The sequence below is a fragment of the Bacillus sp. A015 genome, from assembly GCF_053851875.1.
Genome location: NZ_JBSPZB010000006.1, coordinates 151,166 through 169,869, shown reverse-complemented (window position 1 = coordinate 169,869; position 18,704 = coordinate 151,166). Strand labels below are relative to the sequence as shown.

General features: G+C 42.1%; 18 protein-coding genes. 13 read left to right on the top strand and 5 right to left on the bottom strand.

Features of this window, described 5'->3' with window-relative positions; all coding sequences use genetic code 11:
• Nucleotides 1-132: 132 nt before the first annotated feature.
• The 5 genes from ACSLGF_RS07865 to ACSLGF_RS07845 all read right to left on the bottom strand — a co-directional run bounded on the left by ACSLGF_RS07865 (nt 133) and on the right by ACSLGF_RS07845 (nt 5,580).
• Complete coding sequence (locus tag ACSLGF_RS07865; protein WP_099726873.1) at nt 133-732, bottom strand: response regulator transcription factor; 600 nt, start codon at nt 730-732, stop codon at nt 133-135.
• An 11-nt stretch (nt 733-743) separates the two neighbouring features.
• Nucleotides 744-1,865, bottom strand: coding sequence for a sensor histidine kinase (locus ACSLGF_RS07860; protein WP_456004082.1), 1,122 nt, complete (start codon nt 1,863-1,865; stop codon nt 744-746).
• A gap of 116 nt (nt 1,866-1,981) precedes the next feature.
• Nucleotides 1,982-3,031, bottom strand: a complete 1,050-nt coding sequence (locus tag ACSLGF_RS07855; protein WP_456004079.1) for a fatty acid desaturase — start codon at nt 3,029-3,031, stop codon at nt 1,982-1,984.
• A 189-nt stretch (nt 3,032-3,220) separates the two neighbouring features.
• Nucleotides 3,221-4,663 carry a DEAD/DEAH box helicase gene (locus ACSLGF_RS07850; RefSeq protein WP_456004076.1) on the bottom strand — a complete coding sequence of 481 codons (1,443 nt, stop codon included), beginning with the start codon at nt 4,661-4,663 and terminating at the stop codon, nt 3,221-3,223.
• A 113-nt stretch (nt 4,664-4,776) separates the two neighbouring features.
• The gene (locus ACSLGF_RS07845) at nt 4,777-5,580 is read right to left on the bottom strand and encodes an NAD kinase (protein ID WP_456004074.1); all 804 of its coding nucleotides are present in this window, start codon (nt 5,578-5,580) and stop codon (nt 4,777-4,779) included.
• Nucleotides 5,581-6,026: 446 nt separating this feature from the next.
• Between ACSLGF_RS07845 and sppA the strand changes: the two genes are divergently transcribed.
• The 13 genes from sppA to ACSLGF_RS07780 all read left to right on the top strand — a co-directional run bounded on the left by sppA (nt 6,027) and on the right by ACSLGF_RS07780 (nt 18,701).
• The gene (gene sppA, locus ACSLGF_RS07840) at nt 6,027-7,028 is read left to right on the top strand and encodes a signal peptide peptidase SppA (RefSeq protein ID WP_456004071.1); all 1,002 of its coding nucleotides are present in this window, start codon (nt 6,027-6,029) and stop codon (nt 7,026-7,028) included.
• Between the two features lie 14 nt (nt 7,029-7,042).
• Nucleotides 7,043-7,567 carry an RDD family protein gene (locus ACSLGF_RS07835; protein WP_456004069.1) on the top strand — a complete coding sequence of 175 codons (525 nt, stop codon included), beginning with the start codon at nt 7,043-7,045 and terminating at the stop codon, nt 7,565-7,567.
• Between the two features lie 98 nt (nt 7,568-7,665).
• The gene (locus ACSLGF_RS07830) at nt 7,666-8,373 is read left to right on the top strand and encodes a DUF2953 domain-containing protein (RefSeq protein ID WP_456004066.1); all 708 of its coding nucleotides are present in this window, start codon (nt 7,666-7,668) and stop codon (nt 8,371-8,373) included.
• A gap of 14 nt (nt 8,374-8,387) precedes the next feature.
• A complete protein-coding gene (gene ytfJ, locus ACSLGF_RS07825) occupies nt 8,388-8,840 on the top strand; it encodes a GerW family sporulation protein (protein WP_099681457.1) in 453 nt (150 codons plus the stop codon).
• Nucleotides 8,841-8,952: 112 nt separating this feature from the next.
• Nucleotides 8,953-9,453: a thiol peroxidase gene (tpx, locus tag ACSLGF_RS07820; protein ID WP_456004064.1), complete on the top strand. Its 501-nt coding sequence runs from the start codon at nt 8,953-8,955 to the stop codon at nt 9,451-9,453.
• Nucleotides 9,454-9,541: 88 nt separating this feature from the next.
• Nucleotides 9,542-10,516 carry a class I SAM-dependent methyltransferase gene (locus ACSLGF_RS07815; protein WP_456004062.1) on the top strand — a complete coding sequence of 325 codons (975 nt, stop codon included), beginning with the start codon at nt 9,542-9,544 and terminating at the stop codon, nt 10,514-10,516.
• A gap of 230 nt (nt 10,517-10,746) precedes the next feature.
• On the top strand, nt 10,747-11,931 hold the full coding sequence (locus ACSLGF_RS07810) for an acetate kinase (RefSeq protein WP_456004060.1): 1,185 nt from the start codon (nt 10,747-10,749) through the stop codon (nt 11,929-11,931).
• 248 nt (nt 11,932-12,179) lie between these two features.
• Complete coding sequence (locus ACSLGF_RS07805; protein WP_456004123.1) at nt 12,180-12,695, top strand: MogA/MoaB family molybdenum cofactor biosynthesis protein; 516 nt, start codon at nt 12,180-12,182, stop codon at nt 12,693-12,695.
• Nucleotides 12,696-12,869: 174 nt separating this feature from the next.
• Nucleotides 12,870-14,081, top strand: a complete 1,212-nt coding sequence (locus ACSLGF_RS07800) for an argininosuccinate synthase (RefSeq protein ID WP_456004057.1) — start codon at nt 12,870-12,872, stop codon at nt 14,079-14,081.
• A complete protein-coding gene (gene argH / locus ACSLGF_RS07795) occupies nt 14,078-15,451 on the top strand; it encodes an argininosuccinate lyase (protein ID WP_456004055.1) in 1,374 nt (457 codons plus the stop codon). Before ACSLGF_RS07800 ends, argH begins: the two co-directional genes overlap by 4 nt.
• A gap of 275 nt (nt 15,452-15,726) precedes the next feature.
• Nucleotides 15,727-16,482: an SDR family oxidoreductase gene (locus ACSLGF_RS07790; RefSeq protein WP_456004053.1), complete on the top strand. Its 756-nt coding sequence runs from the start codon at nt 15,727-15,729 to the stop codon at nt 16,480-16,482.
• A gap of 65 nt (nt 16,483-16,547) precedes the next feature.
• The gene (locus ACSLGF_RS07785; RefSeq protein WP_456004051.1) at nt 16,548-17,231 is read left to right on the top strand and encodes a metal-dependent hydrolase; all 684 of its coding nucleotides are present in this window, start codon (nt 16,548-16,550) and stop codon (nt 17,229-17,231) included.
• Nucleotides 17,232-17,378: 147 nt separating this feature from the next.
• Nucleotides 17,379-18,701 (top strand): DRTGG domain-containing protein, encoded by a 1,323-nt coding sequence (locus tag ACSLGF_RS07780; RefSeq protein ID WP_456004049.1) that lies wholly within the window; start codon nt 17,379-17,381, stop codon nt 18,699-18,701.
• The last annotated feature ends 3 nt before the right edge of the window (nt 18,702-18,704 follow it).

Sequence of the window (18,704 nt, the reverse complement as noted above, 5' to 3'; positions counted from 1 at the left end):
ATTATCACTTGGATATCATATCATAAGACTGCGGTCTGTTGTCAATTACATTTTGTCAGTTGCTGATAAAAAATAGAGGGAATCTTTTAGAAAGAAAAAAAGATCAAGGCAGCGTATGACCTGATCTTTTTTCTATTTAAACCAGCCTTTTTCTTTAGAGCGTGTGATGGCCTCAATTCGGTTTTTGACTTCTAGTTTATCTAAAATAATGGAAATGTAGTTACGGACAGTGCCGCTTTTAATACTGAGTTCCTTTGCAATTTCTTTTGTGTTTTTGCCGTCTGCGACGAGTTCAAGGACGGATTTTTCTCGTTCGGTTAAAGGATTTTCGTCGCTATATAAATCCTCCATCAATTCCGGGGCGTACACCTTTTTTCCTTTCATCACGCTGCGAATGGCACTTGCCAGATCTTCACTTGGGCTGTCTTTCAGCATATAGCCGCTAACGCCAGCTTTCAGCGCCCTTTGGAAATATCCAGAACGGGCAAAGGTTGTTAAAATGATGATTCTCACATCTGATTCCTTGAGTTCTTCGGCTGCATCAAGTCCAGATTTCCCTGGCATTTCAATATCCATTAAACATATATCAACGGGGTGTTTTTTAGCAAAATCAATGGCGTCCTGGCCGTTTGTGCCTTTTCCAACAACCGTCATATCGTCTTCTAAATCAAGTAGTGAACCGAGTGCACCAAGCAGCATTTGCTGATCTTCTGCGATAAAGATGTTGATCATTTCATTCCCTCCTATTCTTTGGCTGCTGAATCATTTGGAATGCTCATGATCAGCTTCGTCCCATGTTTTGTCTCAATATGAAGGCGTCCATTTGCAAATTCCAATCTTTCTCTAATCCCTAAAAGGCCATGTCCCTTCGTTTGAGAGGAGGGGTGATCTCCTTTAAATGTTCCATCATCTTCAACCGTGATGACGGCTTCTTTTGCCTTTTGGTGAATGGTGATTTTACAGACAGTAGCTTCACTATGTTTAACGACATTCGTAACGGCCTCTTTTATGCACATGCTCACAATGTTTTCATTGAGAAGAGAGATGTGTTTCGGTGCTCCCTTTTCATCATAGATCAATTCAATCCCGGCCGCTTCGAGAATTTGCTTTATGTTCGACATTTCATCCTTGATTCGAATGCCTTTCATGGAGGAAACGATCTTCCGCACTTCATTAAGAGACGTTCTAGCGGTCTGCTGGACGCTTTTTAGTTCGGCACGAGCTTGTTCAGGATCTTTATAGATGAGTTTTCGAGCAAGGTCACTCTTTAAACCGATAAGAGAAAGCTTTTGGCCAAGGGTGTCATGCAGATCACGTGCAATGCGCTGCCTTTCTTCAAGCTTCACAAGATCGGCGATCCGTTCATTGGCATCTTCTAATTTCTCTTCAAGCCGTTCACGTTCTTTCCTGCTTCGAATGCTGAGAGGGAGGAGAATGGCACTAATGAGTGTGATCACAACAAAAGGAATTTGTGTGAGAAACCATCCCTTTTTTAAAATCAAGCTAAAGTTCACCGCAACAGCGGCGCTCCCGACATGAATATAGTATAAGATATAAAAAGGTACTTTTCTTTTAATATGTCCATTGAAATAGGCGATGCAAAAAGCGAAATAAATGTAGCTGTAGAGCATCACGTAGCCAGTAGAAATTGCAATCAATAGAAGGCCGAATACATATAAAGCCCAGCCTTTTGCGACAAAGGCAAAACGATACACGGCAAAAAAGATGACGTTTAAAATGATGCCGATCACAATACCTAAAGTCGAAGGCGTCTTAAGGATAAAATAAAAGGGCAGGATGAAAAAAACGGCCCATATATATGGGGAAATCCCATGCAATTTTTGAATTTTAAGTTGTTTTTTCATCCGTGAATCACCTTTTCCATTTTCATTCTTTTTCACTACTTTATCAAATTGAACACGATGCCGCATCCTGCAAATACCAACAAGCTCCTTCTATTGTAAGAAAGAGCTTGCGTCGTTTATGCATTCTTCTTGAGAATGTCTCCTTTGATGACAGGTGTGCTTTTCGTCTGGCGCGCCTCTCTAAAGGTAACAAATGCTTTTGTTTCCTCATCCCAAAGTCTGAATTTCATTGAATCAATACTTGTTTTCAGCGTAATGGTTGGAACATTTTGAAGCGGCTCACTATGCTCATGAGCATGCTCTAAATGATAATTCGGTACCCTCGGACTTAAATGATGGACATGGTGATAACCGATATTGCCTGTTAACCATTGAAGGAGCTTTGGCAGTTTATAAAATGAGCTGCCTTCTACAGCTGCCTGCACATAATTCCAATGCTCATCAGCTTCAAAGTAAGAATCCTCAAACGTATGCTGCACATAAAACAGCCATACACCAATTGATCCAGAAATTAGAAATATTGGACCTTGGACAAGTAACAAACCTTGCCAGCCAAAAAGGAGATAGGTCGCCCCTGCGAGCAAAACAATCGATACGTTTGTGAAATAGGTATTCCAGCGCTCTTTTTTACGAGCACCTTTGACGTTGAACCGGTTTTGAATGAGAAAAACAAAGATCGGTCCTAAAATAAACATCACAAAAGGGTTACGGTAAAATCTGTAGCGAATTTTTGTCCATACAGATGCTTCTTCGTATTCTTTCACTGTCAGGAGCCAAATGTCACCTGTGCCTCGTTTATCTAAATTACTGCTTGTGGCATGGTGAATCGAATGACTTCTTTGCCATTGAAGATAAGGGAAAAGGGTGAGTACACCTGTTAAGAAACCAAACAGGTGATTCAGCGGCTTCTGTTTAAAAAAGGATTGGTGGCAGCAGTCGTGAAAAATAATAAAGACACGTACTAAAAAACCAGCTGCAATAACCGCAAAGAAGAGGGTTAAAAGGTAGGAGATGTTCAGGCTATAATAGGCAAGAAACCAAAGCCCCAAAAATGGAACAAATGTATTAAAGAGCTGCATGATACTTTTTTTTGAATCAGCACCAGAAAATTGGCCTACTTGTTTTCTTAAAGTGGCTTGCTGCTGTGTGTTTGTTGAAGTCGTCATGAAAGTTCAAGTCCTTTCCGTTTCTTTCTACTTCAAAGTATAGAAGGAAAGGCGTCATGCTCATAGTAGCACCCATCATGTATTCGATATGACATTTGTCATGTTGGACATCAAAAAGGCTGATGGTATCACGGTTTGTGACCCTGTATCATCATCAATAAAAAAGTGAAGGCGCTTGGCCTTCACTTTTTATGAGCGTGCTTCATGTACTTTTAGCTGCTTGCCTTTAATGGTTGTGTGACGCATGGCATTCAGTACAAGAGGACCTTTCCCATTTAAAATATCGACATACGTTTTCGTGTCCTGAATCGTAATAATCCCAATGTCATCGAATGCAACGCCTTCTATTTTGGCAATGGTCCCAACGAAATCAACGGCCCGCAGTTTCTTTTTCTTTCCGCCGTTAAAATAGAGCTTCATAATATCCTTCTCTACGCCGGCCTGTTTATTTTCCTTTTGAATAGGTGTTTCAATCTTCTCTTCGAAGCTTGCTACATGCTGTTCTGCTTCTTCTTTCGTTGGATAAGGCTGACGCTGAAAATCAATGCCGGCCTCTTGCTTTAATTCATCAATAAGCGTCTGGGAATGCTTGGTCATAAACGCAATCGTTTTCCCGCTTTTACCCGCTCTACCCGTTCTTCCAGTGCGATGAATATAACGTTCTTTTTCATAGGGCAGGTCGTAGTGAATGACGTGTGTCATATCACTTACATCGATTCCCCGGGCTGCTATATCTGTTGCGATTAGATAGCGGAACTCACCGTTTTTGAATTCATCCATGACGTCAAAGCGGTCTTCCTGCCTCATGCCCCCATGAATTTTGTCGCAAGGAACATCCCAATCGTCCAGCTTCATGGTCAGTTCATTCACTCGTTCCTGTGTATTGCAGAAAATGATACAGCTATCAGGATTTTCGATGACGATCGTTCGCTGGAGAAGTGAGAATTTGGCTTCTTCCTCTGTTTCAATCACGGTGTGGGTGATTTGCTGTACAGATTTTTCCTCACGTGCAATCTCAATCACTTTTGGCGATTGTAAAAATTGCTCGCTCAATTCCTTCATTTCAGCAGACATCGTCGCTGAAAACAGCATCGACATGCGCTTTGGCGGCAGATGCTGAATAATAGAAGAGACTTGATCAATAAATCCCATGTTCAGCATTTCATCTGCTTCATCTAACACGAAAAATTTGAGGTTTTCTAAAGAAAGAGTACCCTTTTCTAGGTGATCCAATATTCGCCCTGGTGTTCCGCATACAATATGATTTTTTTGTGAAAGCTCTATTTTTTGTGCTTGAAAAGAGGCTTTTCCATAAATGGCGGCGGCTTTGATTCGTTTAAATCGTCCAAGGCTGGTGAGGTCCTGTTTGACCTGCATTGCAAGTTCGCGCGTTGGAACGAGGATGAGAGCTTGAGGTTTATTTTCAGCCCAATCCACCATTTCACATATAGGCAGACCATAGGCTGCTGTCTTGCCGCTGCCTGTCTGAGATTTGACGATTAGATCCTGCTTTGAAAAAGCAACCGATAACGTCTCGTGCTGAACGGGTGTAGGTGTATGGAAGTGAAGCGCTTCTAACGCTTGTTTCAATTCATCACTTAATGGATATTGATCAAAATGTTGTAATGGCATCGTGTTCTCCTTTTCGTACATTCATACTTGTGACATCATACCATATCTTTTCAAAGACACCATGACCTTGAATGAAAAGACATGGAAAAAAGCCCCATATAGGAGCTTTTTGATTAAAGGAATCTGCGTTTGACTTTTTCCCAGTATGAGTTGTCCTTTAATTTCACCGTTTTAATCACTTTTCCTGAAAGGCCAATGTCAATTTGTTTGACATGCTTTGTGCCGAGCGCTTCGTTATCAAGCCCGATAATCGGATGGTCGTTTCCGTCCTGCACGACCTTCATCGTCAGCTTGCGGCCACTGCTTAAGATGAAAGGCGCGCCAAGCGTACGGTACGAGTTGTTATTAAGCGATGCAAGCTCTGTCACTTGCATACAAGGGAGCATCGGATCAACCACGGCGCCGTTTACGGATTTATTGTAGGCCGTTGAGCCGGTCGGAGTCGAAATAATCATTCCGTCGCCTCTAAACGTTTCAAAGTGGAAATCATCTATATATACATCGATGACAAATGTTTTAATGATGCTAGAGCGGATCGACAGTTCGTTTAAGCAATGGAACTGATTTGTACTGTCAACGCTTACATCAATGATTGGATATTTTCTCACTTCAATCTGTTCGGTGTTCATGGCATCAATCATTTTATCAAAATGTTCTAATGAAAAATCGCAGTATAGATGCGAATTCTCAGTTTTTGATACCCCTACATACAAGCAGTCATCACGGAAATTCGTTTTGCGGACTGCTTGAAGAAATGTGCCATCCCCGCCAATTGAAGCAATAATATGGGCATCCTCTGCACGCTTTACGACTTGAAAGCCTTGATCAGTAGCGAGCTTCTCCAGAGAAGAAATGTGTCCATCCAATTCATGATCTTTTTTGTAAAAGAAAAATACATTGCGACGATTGTCTGTCATTGACGTTCTCCCCTTCGTTGTCAAAAATAGATTTCCAATATTAAAGGGCTTACATGTAAACCCTTGCTCACATTTTACACTTTTTTTATATGAAAGTAAAAACATTAGAAAGACGCCTATCATGATAGGGTTTGCTTTTTTAGAAATGAGTCGATGTAAGTGATTCGAAATGACTGACTTTGAGCATAATTGAATAGCTGTTTTCTAATGAAAGAATGGTCTGGGTGTTTTGTTGTGGTGAACATCTAGACTATTAGGTGTAGGGAGAGGATAAAAAAGCCAATTTTTCGTCATGAGCTTCTCATAGTAGACGATGCAAAGTTGATCGTCATTTAAGATAGGTGCTATCATATGTTGAAATGAAATGTAAAAAACCACAATTCCTGTGAAACATTTCATGTGGATATTCGTATGAATGAAGTGAGACAAAAAAGGAGGAGAAAGAGATGAATGCGAAAAGATGGGTAGCCTTAATCATTGCACTTGGTGTTTTCGGATCTTCAATTGTCATTAGTGTCACGATGGCCTTGTTCGAAAGCTTCAATGACAATAAAATGAGCTATCAATTCGGGGATGGAATAGAAGAGAAGGTACTAGAGGATGGCAGCGGTGCAGGTAAAATTGCTGTTCTTGAGATTAATGGAACGATTCAAGATAATGGCGGCGCATCAAGCCTTTTAGGCGGAGAAGCGTATGATCATCGTGCGTTCTTAAAAGAACTAGATAAAGCAAAAGAGGATGCATCTGTAAAAGGTGTCCTGCTGCGAGTGAATTCTCCTGGCGGCGGTGTCTATGAAAGTGCTGAAATACATAAAAAATTAGAAGAAGTGAAAAAAGCGAAGAAGCCCATTTACGTATCCATGGGATCAATGGCAGCTTCTGGCGGTTATTATGTGTCGACACCAGCGAAGAAAATCTTTGCTTCACCTGAAACATTAACAGGTTCTCTAGGCGTGATCATGCAAAGCTTGAATTATTCAAAGCTGGCGGATAATTTAGGCATTAAATATGAAACCATTAAGAGCGGGAAATTCAAAGATATCATGTCTCCAAATCGTGATATGACAAAGGATGAGCGCGACATCATGCAAAGCATGGTCGACAATTCCTATGAAGGGTTTGTCAAAGTCATTTCTGAAGGACGCGGCATGTCTAAACAGGACGTCAAGAAAATTGCCGATGGCCGAGTATATGACGGGACACAGGCGAAGTCCAACGGATTAGTGGATGAGCTTGGATACTATGAAGATGCACTAAAAGCGATGAAGAAAAATGAAAAAGGCTTAAAAGGGGCAAAAGTCATCAGCTATTCTCAAAGCTTTGGCTGGAACTCTCTTCTGAATATGAGTGCAAGCAAGCTCTTTAAAAGCGAAATTGATTTTCTGAATTTAAAAGAAACACTGGCTGGCTCAAACGGGTCTAAACCGATGTATCTCTATTCAAAATAAAGGAGGGATCATAGATGGATTCTACATTCGATGAAGTAAGCGAAAGCCGCAGCCAGCAGGAAGAATTGAAGCCCGCCCTTGCGAAGCGCGCTTCAATTGAAGCACAGGCCTTTGCAGGTTTTTGGATTAGATTTTGGGCGTTTATCCTTGATTGGCTCGTCGTTTGGGGTGTTAACCATTTGACGGTTTCTCCAATCTTTAGTCTGTTTGGCTGGTCAAAAGGAGGAGGATGGTTTTCTCCATTTTCCGTCACAACGACGATTGTTTTCCTGCTTTATTTCGCCATCATGACGAAAATTTTTCATCAAACACTCGGCAAGATGGTGTTTGGGATCAAAGTGGTCTCACTTCAGCCTGAGAAGCAGCTGGCATGGGATGTCATTTTCTTTAGAGAAATTGTTGGACGATATATTAATTCGCTTTTTGTTCTCTATGCTGTCGTTGGGTTCTCATCGAAAAAACAAGGGGTTCATGACTACTTTGCTGATACAGTGGTCGTCCATGAACATCTATATGAAAAAACAGAATCAAACGTGTAACCAAAGGGAGTTTGACCGAAGCCGGTCAAACTCTTTTTTGATGATTGGGTATAAAATCCAGAATGAGAGCCATAATCGTAGGGGAAGCATCATTTGTTATGGAGGAAGTGAGCACAGTGCTTTACGTTTGGATCGCAGCTTTTTTGTTCCTTGTGATCTTATTGATTTTCATGAAAGTGACCATTTCACTGGATTATTCACATGCAAATGACAATGACCACATGGGGCTGAAGATCATCACCTTATATGGAATGGTCAGACTCAAAAAAGAGATTCCGATGGTGAGGGTCAATCCGGAAGATCAAACGATTGATATTCGTGAAAAGAAAATGGCGAGCTCCAAAACGCCTAGTCACGAAAAAGGATCCATGCATAAAAAAGTGGGAAAACGTGATATGAAGCAAATCCTTCATCAAATGGAGCGCATCACAAAAGAGATAGTAGATCTAAACCGGATCATGCGGAAGTTCTTCATTCACATCAAAATTGTATCGTTTCACTGGTCGACATGGATCGGCTTTCATGACGCCGCTTTAACAGGTGTGGCAGCCGGCGGCGTGTGGTCAGTCAAAGGAGCACTGCTTGCCTTTATGCAGGAGCATCTCACCTTTAAGCATAAACCGGTATATGAAGTCATTCCTGCCTTTCAGCACAATGTGTCACAGACCCATTTTACATGTATAGCTTATTTTCGTATTGGACATGCTATGCTTGCAGCCATTCGATTACTTGTCCATTGGTTAAAAGGGAGAAAGGCAAGAAAAAGTGCCTCTCTTCAAGCAACGAAGAAAGAATCATCTGTTTAAGGAGGAACCCGAAAATGGCAGATCATCCAATCCAAGGTCTGATGAAGACAGCGATGGAAAACTTAAAAGAAATGATCGATGTGAATACGATCATCGGCGATCCAGTCGAAACCCCTGACGGCAGCGTCATTCTCACTGTGTCAAAGGTCGGTTTTGGATTTGCAGCCGGCGGCAGTGAATTTAACGGTAACCAAAAGAAAGAAAAACGTTCTGATGAACAAGAACGAAAAGAACCGAGACTCCCATTTGGCGGCGGAAGCGGCGGCGGGGTATCCATTACACCAATTGCCTTCTTAATTGTGGGAACAAACGGAGTTCGAATGCTTCATTTGGATGAAAACACACATCTGCTTGATAAAATATTGGATTCTGCTCCTCAAGCAATTGAACGTCTTCAGCATATGTTTAAGAAGGATGAACGGGAGCACCGCCACAAAGAACGAAAACTAGATGACATAGACCTTTAAAAAGTTAGCTGCGCTGCAGTTAACTTTTTTTTCAAAATGGACGATTAGGCTTTGCAGTTTTTTGCGTTCTCTACTATGATAGAACCATACATTTGATAAGGGAGGAATTGTTTTGGCATCAATCACATTTAAAGGGAGTTCTGTAACGCTTGTAGGAAATGAAGTGAAAGTAGGCGAGCAGGCTCCTGATTTTACGGTATTAACGAACTCACTAGGGGAAGTTTCACTTTCTGATTTAGCAGGAAAAGTGACGGTCATCTCAGTGATTCCTTCTATTGATACAGGTGTGTGTGACGCACAAACAAGACGTTTCAATGAAGAGGCAGCCGGTTTAGGTCCGGTCAATATTTATACGATTAGTGCAGACCTTCCATTTGCACAAGCACGCTGGTGCGGAGCAAACGGAATTGAAAATGTAGAAACATTATCTGATCACAGAGATATGTCTTTTGGTGAAGCGTTTGGTGTATATATGAAAGAATTGCGTTTATTGGCGCGTGCTGTTTTCGTATTAGACCCGAACGGGAAAGTGGTTTACACTGAATACGTAAGCGAAGCAACGAATCATCCAAATTATGAAAAAGCCATTGAAGCTGCGAAATCACTGTTATAAAAGCAGCATCGACAAGAGCTCCGGCTTCATAATGGGGCTCTTTTCAATGAGAACATATAGCTTTTAACAAAGCGAGGAGAGAAAAGCATTGCAGAAAGATCAAGTGAGTACTATTTTTGAGCTGCTCGATACAGCCTCGATTCGATTGAAAAAGGAACAGAGCATTTCCTATATTGAAGCATTGGCAGAAGCAGGAGAAGCCTTTTTCCAGGCAAATGATCGAAACGGTTTACTGAAGGACTTAATAGAGAAAGCAGATTTTGCCTCTTATGATCATGAGCAGATTCGTAAAGCGTTTCAGCTCGCCGTACTGAAAGGACAAAAGGACATTTCCCATCCAAACCGTCAAATGACGCCAGATACGATTGGACTGTTTGTCAGCTATTTGGTGAATAAATTTTTAGAAGGCCAAAAAGAGCTTGTTGTTTTTGATCCAGCAGCGGGAACAGGAAACTTACTGCTTGCTGTCTTAAACAATCTCACTGCAGAAACAAAGCGCGGCTTTGCGTCTGAAATTGATGATGTACTCATTAAAATTGCTTGGGCACAGGCGAATTTAGAGGAGAAAGAAGTAGAGCTTTTCCATCAGGACAGCCTTGAGCCGCTTCTCATCTCACCGGCAGATGTCACCGTATGCAGCCTTCCAGTCGGCTATTACCCAAATGATGAGCGTGCAGCGGACTATGAATTAAAGGCAAAAGAAGGTCATGCCTTTGCGCATCATTTATTCATTGAACAAAGTCTTCGTTACACGAAAGAAGGCGGCTTCCTATTCTTCATCATTCCAAACGACTTGTTTGAAGGAAAAGAAAGTGTGCAACTAAAGGATTTCATTAAAGATCATGCTTATATGAATGCGTTAATTCAGCTGCCAGTCTCCATGTTCAAAGACAAAAAGCACGCCAAAAGCTTATTTGTCATGCAAAAGAAAAAAGAGGGGCTGCAAGCACCCAAACGGATGCTGTTTGCCAATCTGCCATCTTTCTCACAGAAGGAAGCGATGGTTGGCGTGATGAGAAAATTAGACCAGTGGTTTATAGAAGAAAAAGAAACGAAAGAATAGCCAGAGTGATTTCTGGCTATTTTACTATTCAGAAAATAACGACTTATCGATGTAAGCGATAACAGTTCGAAGGTGTACTTGAAATGCAAAGTTTTCAATGTTTAAATGAAAAAGTCAGATATTTTTCGGACTTATCGTTAAACTATAAAAGACCCGTTCAAACAGGTTGAATATAGCACCGGAAAAAACGTGAAACCTTATATAACAACTGAGTAAAAGGAGCGACAAGAATGTCCAAAATTATTGCAATCAACGCAGGAAGCTCATCTCTTAAATTCCAATTGTTCGACATGCCAGAAGAAACCGTTTTAACGAAAGGTCTTGTTGAAAGAATCGGAATGGACAACAGTATCTTTACGATTTCTGTAGATGGAGAAAAGAAAACAGAAATCACTGATATTCCAGATCACGCAGTAGCTGTAAAAATGCTGCTTGAAAAACTAACTGAATTCAACATCATCAAAGACTTTAGTGAAATTGATGGCGTAGGACATCGTGTGGTTCACGGTGGAGAAAAGTTCAGCGATTCTGTTCTATTAACAGATGAAGCGATCAATGAAATTGATCAGCTTTCAGAGCTTGCACCACTGCACAACCCTGCAAACGTTGTAGGAATCAAAGCATTCAAACAAATTCTGCCTGACGTTCCAGCGGTTGCTGTGTTCGATACAGCGTTCCACCAAACAATGCCAGAGCAGTCTTACCTATACAGCCTTCCGTACGACTACTACAAAAACTTCGGTATTCGTAAATACGGATTCCACGGGACAAGCCATAAGTTCGTCACAGAGCGTGCATCAGAGCTATTAGGCCGTCCTCTTGAAGAGCTTCGTTTGATTTCTTGTCACCTTGGAAATGGTGCGAGTATCGCAGCAGTAGAAGGCGGAAAATCAATCGATACATCAATGGGCTTCACACCACTTGCTGGTGTTGCGATGGGTACACGTTCAGGTAACATTGACCCTGCCCTTATTCCATTTATTATGGAGAAAACAGGACATACTGCTGAAGAAGTTCTTTCTACTTTAAATAAGAAGAGTGGTCTTTTAGGTGTGTCTGGTCTTTCAAGTGATCTTCGTGATATCGAAGAAGCAACAGAAGAAGGAAACGACCGTGCAGAAGTAGCTCTTGATATTTTTGCGAGCCGTATTCATAAATACATCGGTTCTTATGCAGCGAGAATGAATGGCGTAGATGCGATTATCTTCACAGCTGGAATCGGTGAAAACAGTTCAGAAGTGCGAGCACGTGTACTTCGTGGTCTAGAATTCATGGGCGTTTACTGGGATCCATCTCTTAACAACATGAGAGGCGAAGAAGCATTCATCAGTTACCCTCACTCTCCTGTGAAAGTCATCGTGATTCCTACAAACGAAGAAGTGATGATTGCAAGAGACGTTATGCGCTTAGCGTAATAAAATGGTAAAGCTCTTAGCCCTTTGTCTTCCTATCAGCGTGATAGAAAACCTTTGCAATCTAGGAAGGATGAGTACTGGCGCGGAGCGAATTTGACATTCGTGAGCACCGGCACGCAGGACTGACAAAGAATGCGAGGGTTTGTCTACACGCTGAGCTCTTTTCCTAATGGGAAAAGAGCTTTTTTTTGTTCAAAGCAGCATGCTATAATGTGGTCCAATACGAAGCGAAAGGGACGGTGCGAACGATGAGCGTTGAAGAGCATAAACGAGAAGCGAAAGCGAGGCTTCATGTAAAAGTCATTACAGTCAGTGATACAAGGACGAAGGAAACGGATAAAAGCGGCCGTCTCATGATTGATTTGCTCAAAGAACAGGGACATCTCATTCTTGCATACGATATTGTAAAAGATGACATTGGAGCGATTCAAGACGCTGTGCTAGAAGGAACAAGTGAACCGAAAATTGATGCCGTCTTGTTAAATGGGGGGACAGGTATCGCGGCAAGGGATGTCACCATTGAATCCATCACCCCTCTTTTCTCAAAAGAGCTGCCTGGCTTTGGTGAAATCTTTCGCATGCTCAGCTATACAGAAGACATCGGTTCTGCCGCTATCTTGTCTAGAGCAACGGCTGGGGTCGTTAACCAAAAAGTGGTCTTTGCCACACCAGGCTCTACCGGAGCAGTTCGTTTAGCCATGACAAAACTCATTATTCCAGAGCTTCCTCACGTCTTGCGAGAGCTTGAAAAGGATCAAAAATAGCCCAAAATGACTCTGCCAAGAAGATTTGGCAGAGTTTTTTTCATAAAGGGGTTGAAAAAACAATTTTTCCTTGTTACAGTGTATACATACTAAATGCATGTTTATAAATTAAAACTTATTTTTATGCAAAAAAACATTCACAGAATCAAAACAAGTGAGAGGAGCTTTTCAATCATGTCACAAAATAAAAAAGTCGTATTAGCATATTCCGGAGGTCTTGATACCTCTGTTGCAGTTAAATGGTTACAAGAGCAAGGATACGAAGTCGTTGCTTGCTGCCTTGACGTAGGTGAAGGAAAAGACTTAGCATTCGTTCAGCAAAAAGCACTTCAAGTCGGAGCAGTTCAATCCTACATGATTGACGCAAAAGAAGAATTTGCTGAAGAATTCGCACTTGCTGCACTGCAAGCACACACCATGTATGAAGGAAAATACCCGCTTGTGTCTGCACTATCTCGTCCGCTCATTGCCAAAAAATTAGTGGAAGTCGCAGAGAAAGAAAATGCAGTCGCAGTTGCACACGGATGTACAGGAAAAGGGAACGACCAAGTTCGTTTTGAAGTATCCATTAAAGCATTGAATCCAGATCTAGAAGTTCTCGCACCAGTGCGTGAATGGAAATGGTCTCGTGATGAAGAAATCGATTATGCACAAAAGCATGGCATTCCAATCCCAATTAACTTAGACAGCCCATATTCAATTGACCAAAACCTTTGGGGCAGAAGTAACGAATGCGGCATTTTAGAAGATCCTTGGGCTGCGCCGCCAGAAGGTGCATACGATCTGACAAATCCACTTGAAAAAACACCTGACACACCTGAAATCATTGAAATCACGTTTGAAAAAGGAAAACCGACAGCAATTGACGGTATCCAGTATTCATTATCTGATCTCATCCTTCATTTAAATGAAGTCGCTGGTCAGCATGGTGTTGGAAGAATCGATCACGTTGAAAACCGTCTTGTTGGAATCAAATCTCGTGAAGTGTACGAGTGCCCAGGTGCAGTTACACTTTTAAAAGCGCATAAAGAGCTTGAAGACTTGACGCTTGTCAAAGAAGTCGCACACTTTAAGCCAATCGTTGAACAAAAAATGGCTGAATTAATATACAACGGCTTATGGTTCTCACCGCTTAAAGAAGCACTAGATGCATTCCTAGCAGAAACACAAAAGAACGTAACAGGTGTTGTGCGTGTGAAACTATTTAAAGGCCATGCGATTGTAGAAGGACGTAAATCACCATATTCACTTTATGATGAAAATCTAGCGACTTACACAAAAGCAGATGAATTCGATCATGATGCGGCTGTAGGATTTATTAACCTTTGGGGATTACCAACAAAAGTAAACAGCATCGTGAATAAAAAGGAGCAGGTTAAAGCATGAAAAAGCTTTGGGGAGGCCGATTTCAAAAAACACCAGAAAAATGGGTCGATGAGTTTGGCGCGTCCATTCATTTCGACAAACAATTAGTCAAAGAAGATCTGACCGGCTCCCTTGCCCATGCAAGTATGCTGAATACATGCGGTATCCTCAGCGATGAGGAGGCCGCTGCTATCAAAGACGGACTGAATACGCTCATGAAAAAGGCAGAGGCGGATGAACTAGATTTCTCAGTGGATTATGAGGACATTCATTTAAACCTTGAAAAAATGCTCATTGATGAGATTGGTCCGCTTGGCGGCAAATTGCACACAGCGAGAAGCCGGAATGATCAGGTCGCAACAGATATGCATTTATATTTGAATAACCAAGTAGAGCATATCATTGAGCTGATCTCTTCTTTTCAAAAGGTGCTTGTAGAGAAAGCAGAACAGCACGTTGAAACGATCTTTCCAGGATATACGCACTTACAGCGTGCACAGCCTATTTCCTTTGCCCATCATATGCTCGCCTACTTTTGGATGCTTGAGCGGGACAAAGCACGCTTTCAAGATTCATTGAAGCGGATTAATGTTTCTCCACTTGGGTGCGGTGCGTTAGCAGGAACGACATTCCCGATTGATCGTGAATATACAGCAGAGCTGCTTGGCTTTGACCATATTTACGAGAACAGCCTTGATGGCGTGAGTGATCGGGATTTCATTTTAGAGTTCTTGTCTAATAGCAGCCTTGTCATGATGCACCTTTCACGTCTTTGTGAGGAAATCATTTTATGGTGCTCTCAAGAATTCAAATTCATTGAACTTGATGACACATACGCAACAGGCAGCAGCATGATGCCGCAAAAGAAAAACCCGGATATGGCTGAATTGATCCGCGGAAAAACGGGCCGTGTATATGGCAACCTGATGGGGCTTCTCACCATTATGAAAGGTTTGCCGCTTACGTATAACAAAGACCTGCAAGAAGATAAGGAAGGCATGTTTGATACAGTGAAAACCATCGCTGGCAGCCTGCAAATCTTTACAGGAATGATTCAAACGATGACAGTGAACGAAGATGTCATGAAAAAAGCAACAAAAGAAGATTTCTCAAATGCGACGGAAGTGGCAGACTACCTTGCGAAAAAAGGAATGCCATTCCGTGAAGCACACGAAATTGTTGGAAAGCTTGTGTATACGTGCATTCAAAAAGGCATCTACTTAAGTGATCTTCCTTTCGAAACATTCACAGAAGCAAGCGGCCTCTTTGAACAAGACATTTACACCGTTCTTGATCCTTATGTTGCTGTTGAAAAAAGAACAAGTGCAGGGGGAACTGGATTCAAGCAAATCCAGCTTGCTTTAGTAAAAGCAAAAGCCTGCCTAGCGTAACCTTTTAAAAAACCATTCGTATGAGACGGATGGTTTTTTTGCTGTAATGCAGAAAGGAGAAGCATCCTCCTTGGAGAACATGAAAGCGTATGATGTTTTTAAGTTGGGGAGGGGGCGATAGCTCAAAAGCTGTAGGCTTTGTTTGATCAACCCATCGTTCGCATCATGAATAGCAGACAAAGGGTTCAGAAGTGCGCCCAGTGTTGGTTTATAGTAAAGTAAAGATAATAAAAGAAACACATGAACTTGCAACCTTTGCTTTAGGAGGAGATTGTGTGCGACACGCATTAATAACAGCGGGTTCTAAAGGGCTTGGCCGGAAAGTAACCGAGTCTTTACTGAATATGGGGTATTCTGTGACAGTGAATTATCGAAGTGATGATGAAGCTGTCCGGCAGATGAAAGAAGAATTGCAGGAATACGAAGAAAAGCTTCAATTTGTCCAAGGTGATGTGACAAACAAAGAAGATTTAAAAAACATGGTAGAGCTGGCAGCTGAGCGATTTGGGCGGATTGATGCCTTGATCAATAATGCCGGTCCTTATATTTTTGAACGAAAGAAACTCGCGGATTATTCCGAAGATGAATGGTATCAGATGATGGAAGGAAACCTATCAGCTGTGTTCCATTTGTTCCGAATGGTCATTCCCATGATGAGAAAGCAAGGCTTTGGCCGCATTATCACGTATGGCTTCCAAGGGGCAGATCATGCACCAGGCTGGATGCACAGGTCAGCCTTCGGAGCGGCAAAAGTAGGGCTGGCCTCATTGACGAAAACCATTGCCATTGAAGAAGCTGAAAATGGCATCACGGCCAATATGGTTTGTCCAGGCAAAATCGTTGGAGACATGAAAGAATCCACGATAGAAGAAGCCCGTCGGATTAAAGACGATGAAACACCGATTGGACGGTCTGGTACAGGGGAGGATATCGGTCGTATTATTTCGTTTTTATGTGATGATCGATCCGATCTGATTACAGGGACCGTCATTGAAGCAACAGGTGGACTTAACGTGATTCATAGGCATTAAGTTTTTCAGCTTTTTATACAGGGAATAGATGATATGAGAACAAATTCGAAAGGTGGATATACTACATGAAAGCTACATATCATGGACATTCAGTCGTACACATCGAAACAAACGGATATCATATTTGGATTGATCCATTTTTAAATGGAAATAAGCACACAGATATCAAACCGCAAGATGTCAAAGCAGATGTGATTTTGCTGACTCACGGACATGGAGATCACCTCGGTGACACCATTGAAATGGCTAAAAATAATGACGCTCTCGTCGTCGCGCCAAACGAGCTTGCTGTCTATTTAAGCTGGCAAGGGGTGAAAACGCACCCGCTTCATATCGGCGGCGGACGTGAGTTTGAATTTGGTAAAGTTAAGCTGACACAAGCGTTCCATGGCTCAGCTGTGATTGATGAAGAAGCGAAAACCATTACGTATACAGGCATGCCATCAGGTATTTTATTTACCGCAGAGGGCAAAACGATTTATCATGCAGGAGACACTGCGCTCTTTTCAGATATGAAGCTGATCGGTGAGCTGAATCATATTGACCTTGCATTCCTTCCAATCGGTGATAACTTCACCATGGGGCCAGACGATGCAAGAATAGCAGCAGAATGGCTTCGTGCAAAGCAGGTCGTTCCGATTCACTACAGCACATTCCCGCCGATTGAACAGGATCCGCATGCATTTGCAGACAGCCTGCACGGCGGCGTAGGTCACGTGTTAAACAGCGGAGAATCCATTGAAATTTGATCATCATGAACAAAAGCTGGCACACAAATGCCGGCTTTTTTGTTTGCCTGCATCGTGCTGAAGTAAAAGACAAATTGCTATTAAAAGCCTCCTGCCTTTATAATGAAACATAGATGAAAACGCTGAAAACAAAAAGGGTGAACGGGATTGGCGACAAAGCATGAACAAATTTTATCGTATATTGATTCATTAGATGTCGGAGAGAAAATCTCTGTCCGGCGGATAGCGAAAGAAATGAAAGTGAGTGAAGGGACCGCTTACCGGGCCATCAAAGATGCTGAAAATAAAGGATTCGTCAGTACCATTGAACGAGTCGGAACCATTCGAATTGAGCAGAAGAAAAAAGAAAATATTGAAAAGCTGACATATGCGGAAGTTGTGAATGTCATTGATGGACAGGTGCTTGGAGGACGAGCAGGCTTACATAAAACCTTAAACAAATTTGTCATCGGAGCGATGGAGCTGGATGCGATGATGCGATATACGGCAGCTGGAAACCTGCTGATCGTCGGAAACCGGATCAATGCCCACAAGCAAGCATTAGAGGCAGGAGCGGCTGTGCTGGTCACAGGCGGATTTTCAACAGATGAACAAATCATTCAGCTCGCAGATGAGCTTGAGCTGCCTATATTATCGACAAGCTACGATACATTTACGGTAGCGGCTCTCATTAACAGGGCCATTTATGACCAATTAATTAAAAAAGAGATTGTGCTTGTGGAGGATATTTTAACGCCGATTGAACGGACCGTATACTTATCACCAGAGGATAAGCTTGAGAAATGGTATGAGAAGAATTACGAAACAGGACACGGCCGCTTCCCGGTAGCAGATGATCAAATGAAGATTCACGGCATTCTCACCTCAAAGGATATTGCAGGTCATGACCGCTCTACACCGATTGAAAAGGTGATGACGAAACATCCGCTCACAGTCATTGGCAAAACATCTGTTGCCTCTGCTGCACAAATGATGGTGTGGGAAGGCATTGAGGTGCTGCCAGTTGTAGATGATTATGCGAAGCTGATTGGGATGATTAGCCGTCAGGATGTGCTAAAGGCGCTGCAAATGATTCAAAAGCAGCCGCAGGTCGGAGAAAAACTGGATGACGTTGTGTCGAGAGGATTTAAAGAAACCGATACAGAAAAACCGAAAGCAGATGCGGTTTATCAATATGAGGTCACACCACAAATGACAAACCAGCTTGGCAATATTTCATATGGTGTGTTTACACAAATTTTAATCGAAGCAGCCAACCGCTTCTTAAAATCTCATAAAAAAGGCGAGCTGATTGTCGAAAGTCTCTCTGTCTACTTCTTAAAACCGGTCCAAATGGAATCGACGATACAGATCAAGCCGAATATTTTAGAAGTAGGGCGCAAGTTTGGAAAGCTGGAAGTTGAGGTGTACCACCAATCAAATATCGTAGGGAAAGCGATGCTGATGGTGCAGCTGATGGAAAGAGGATAATCA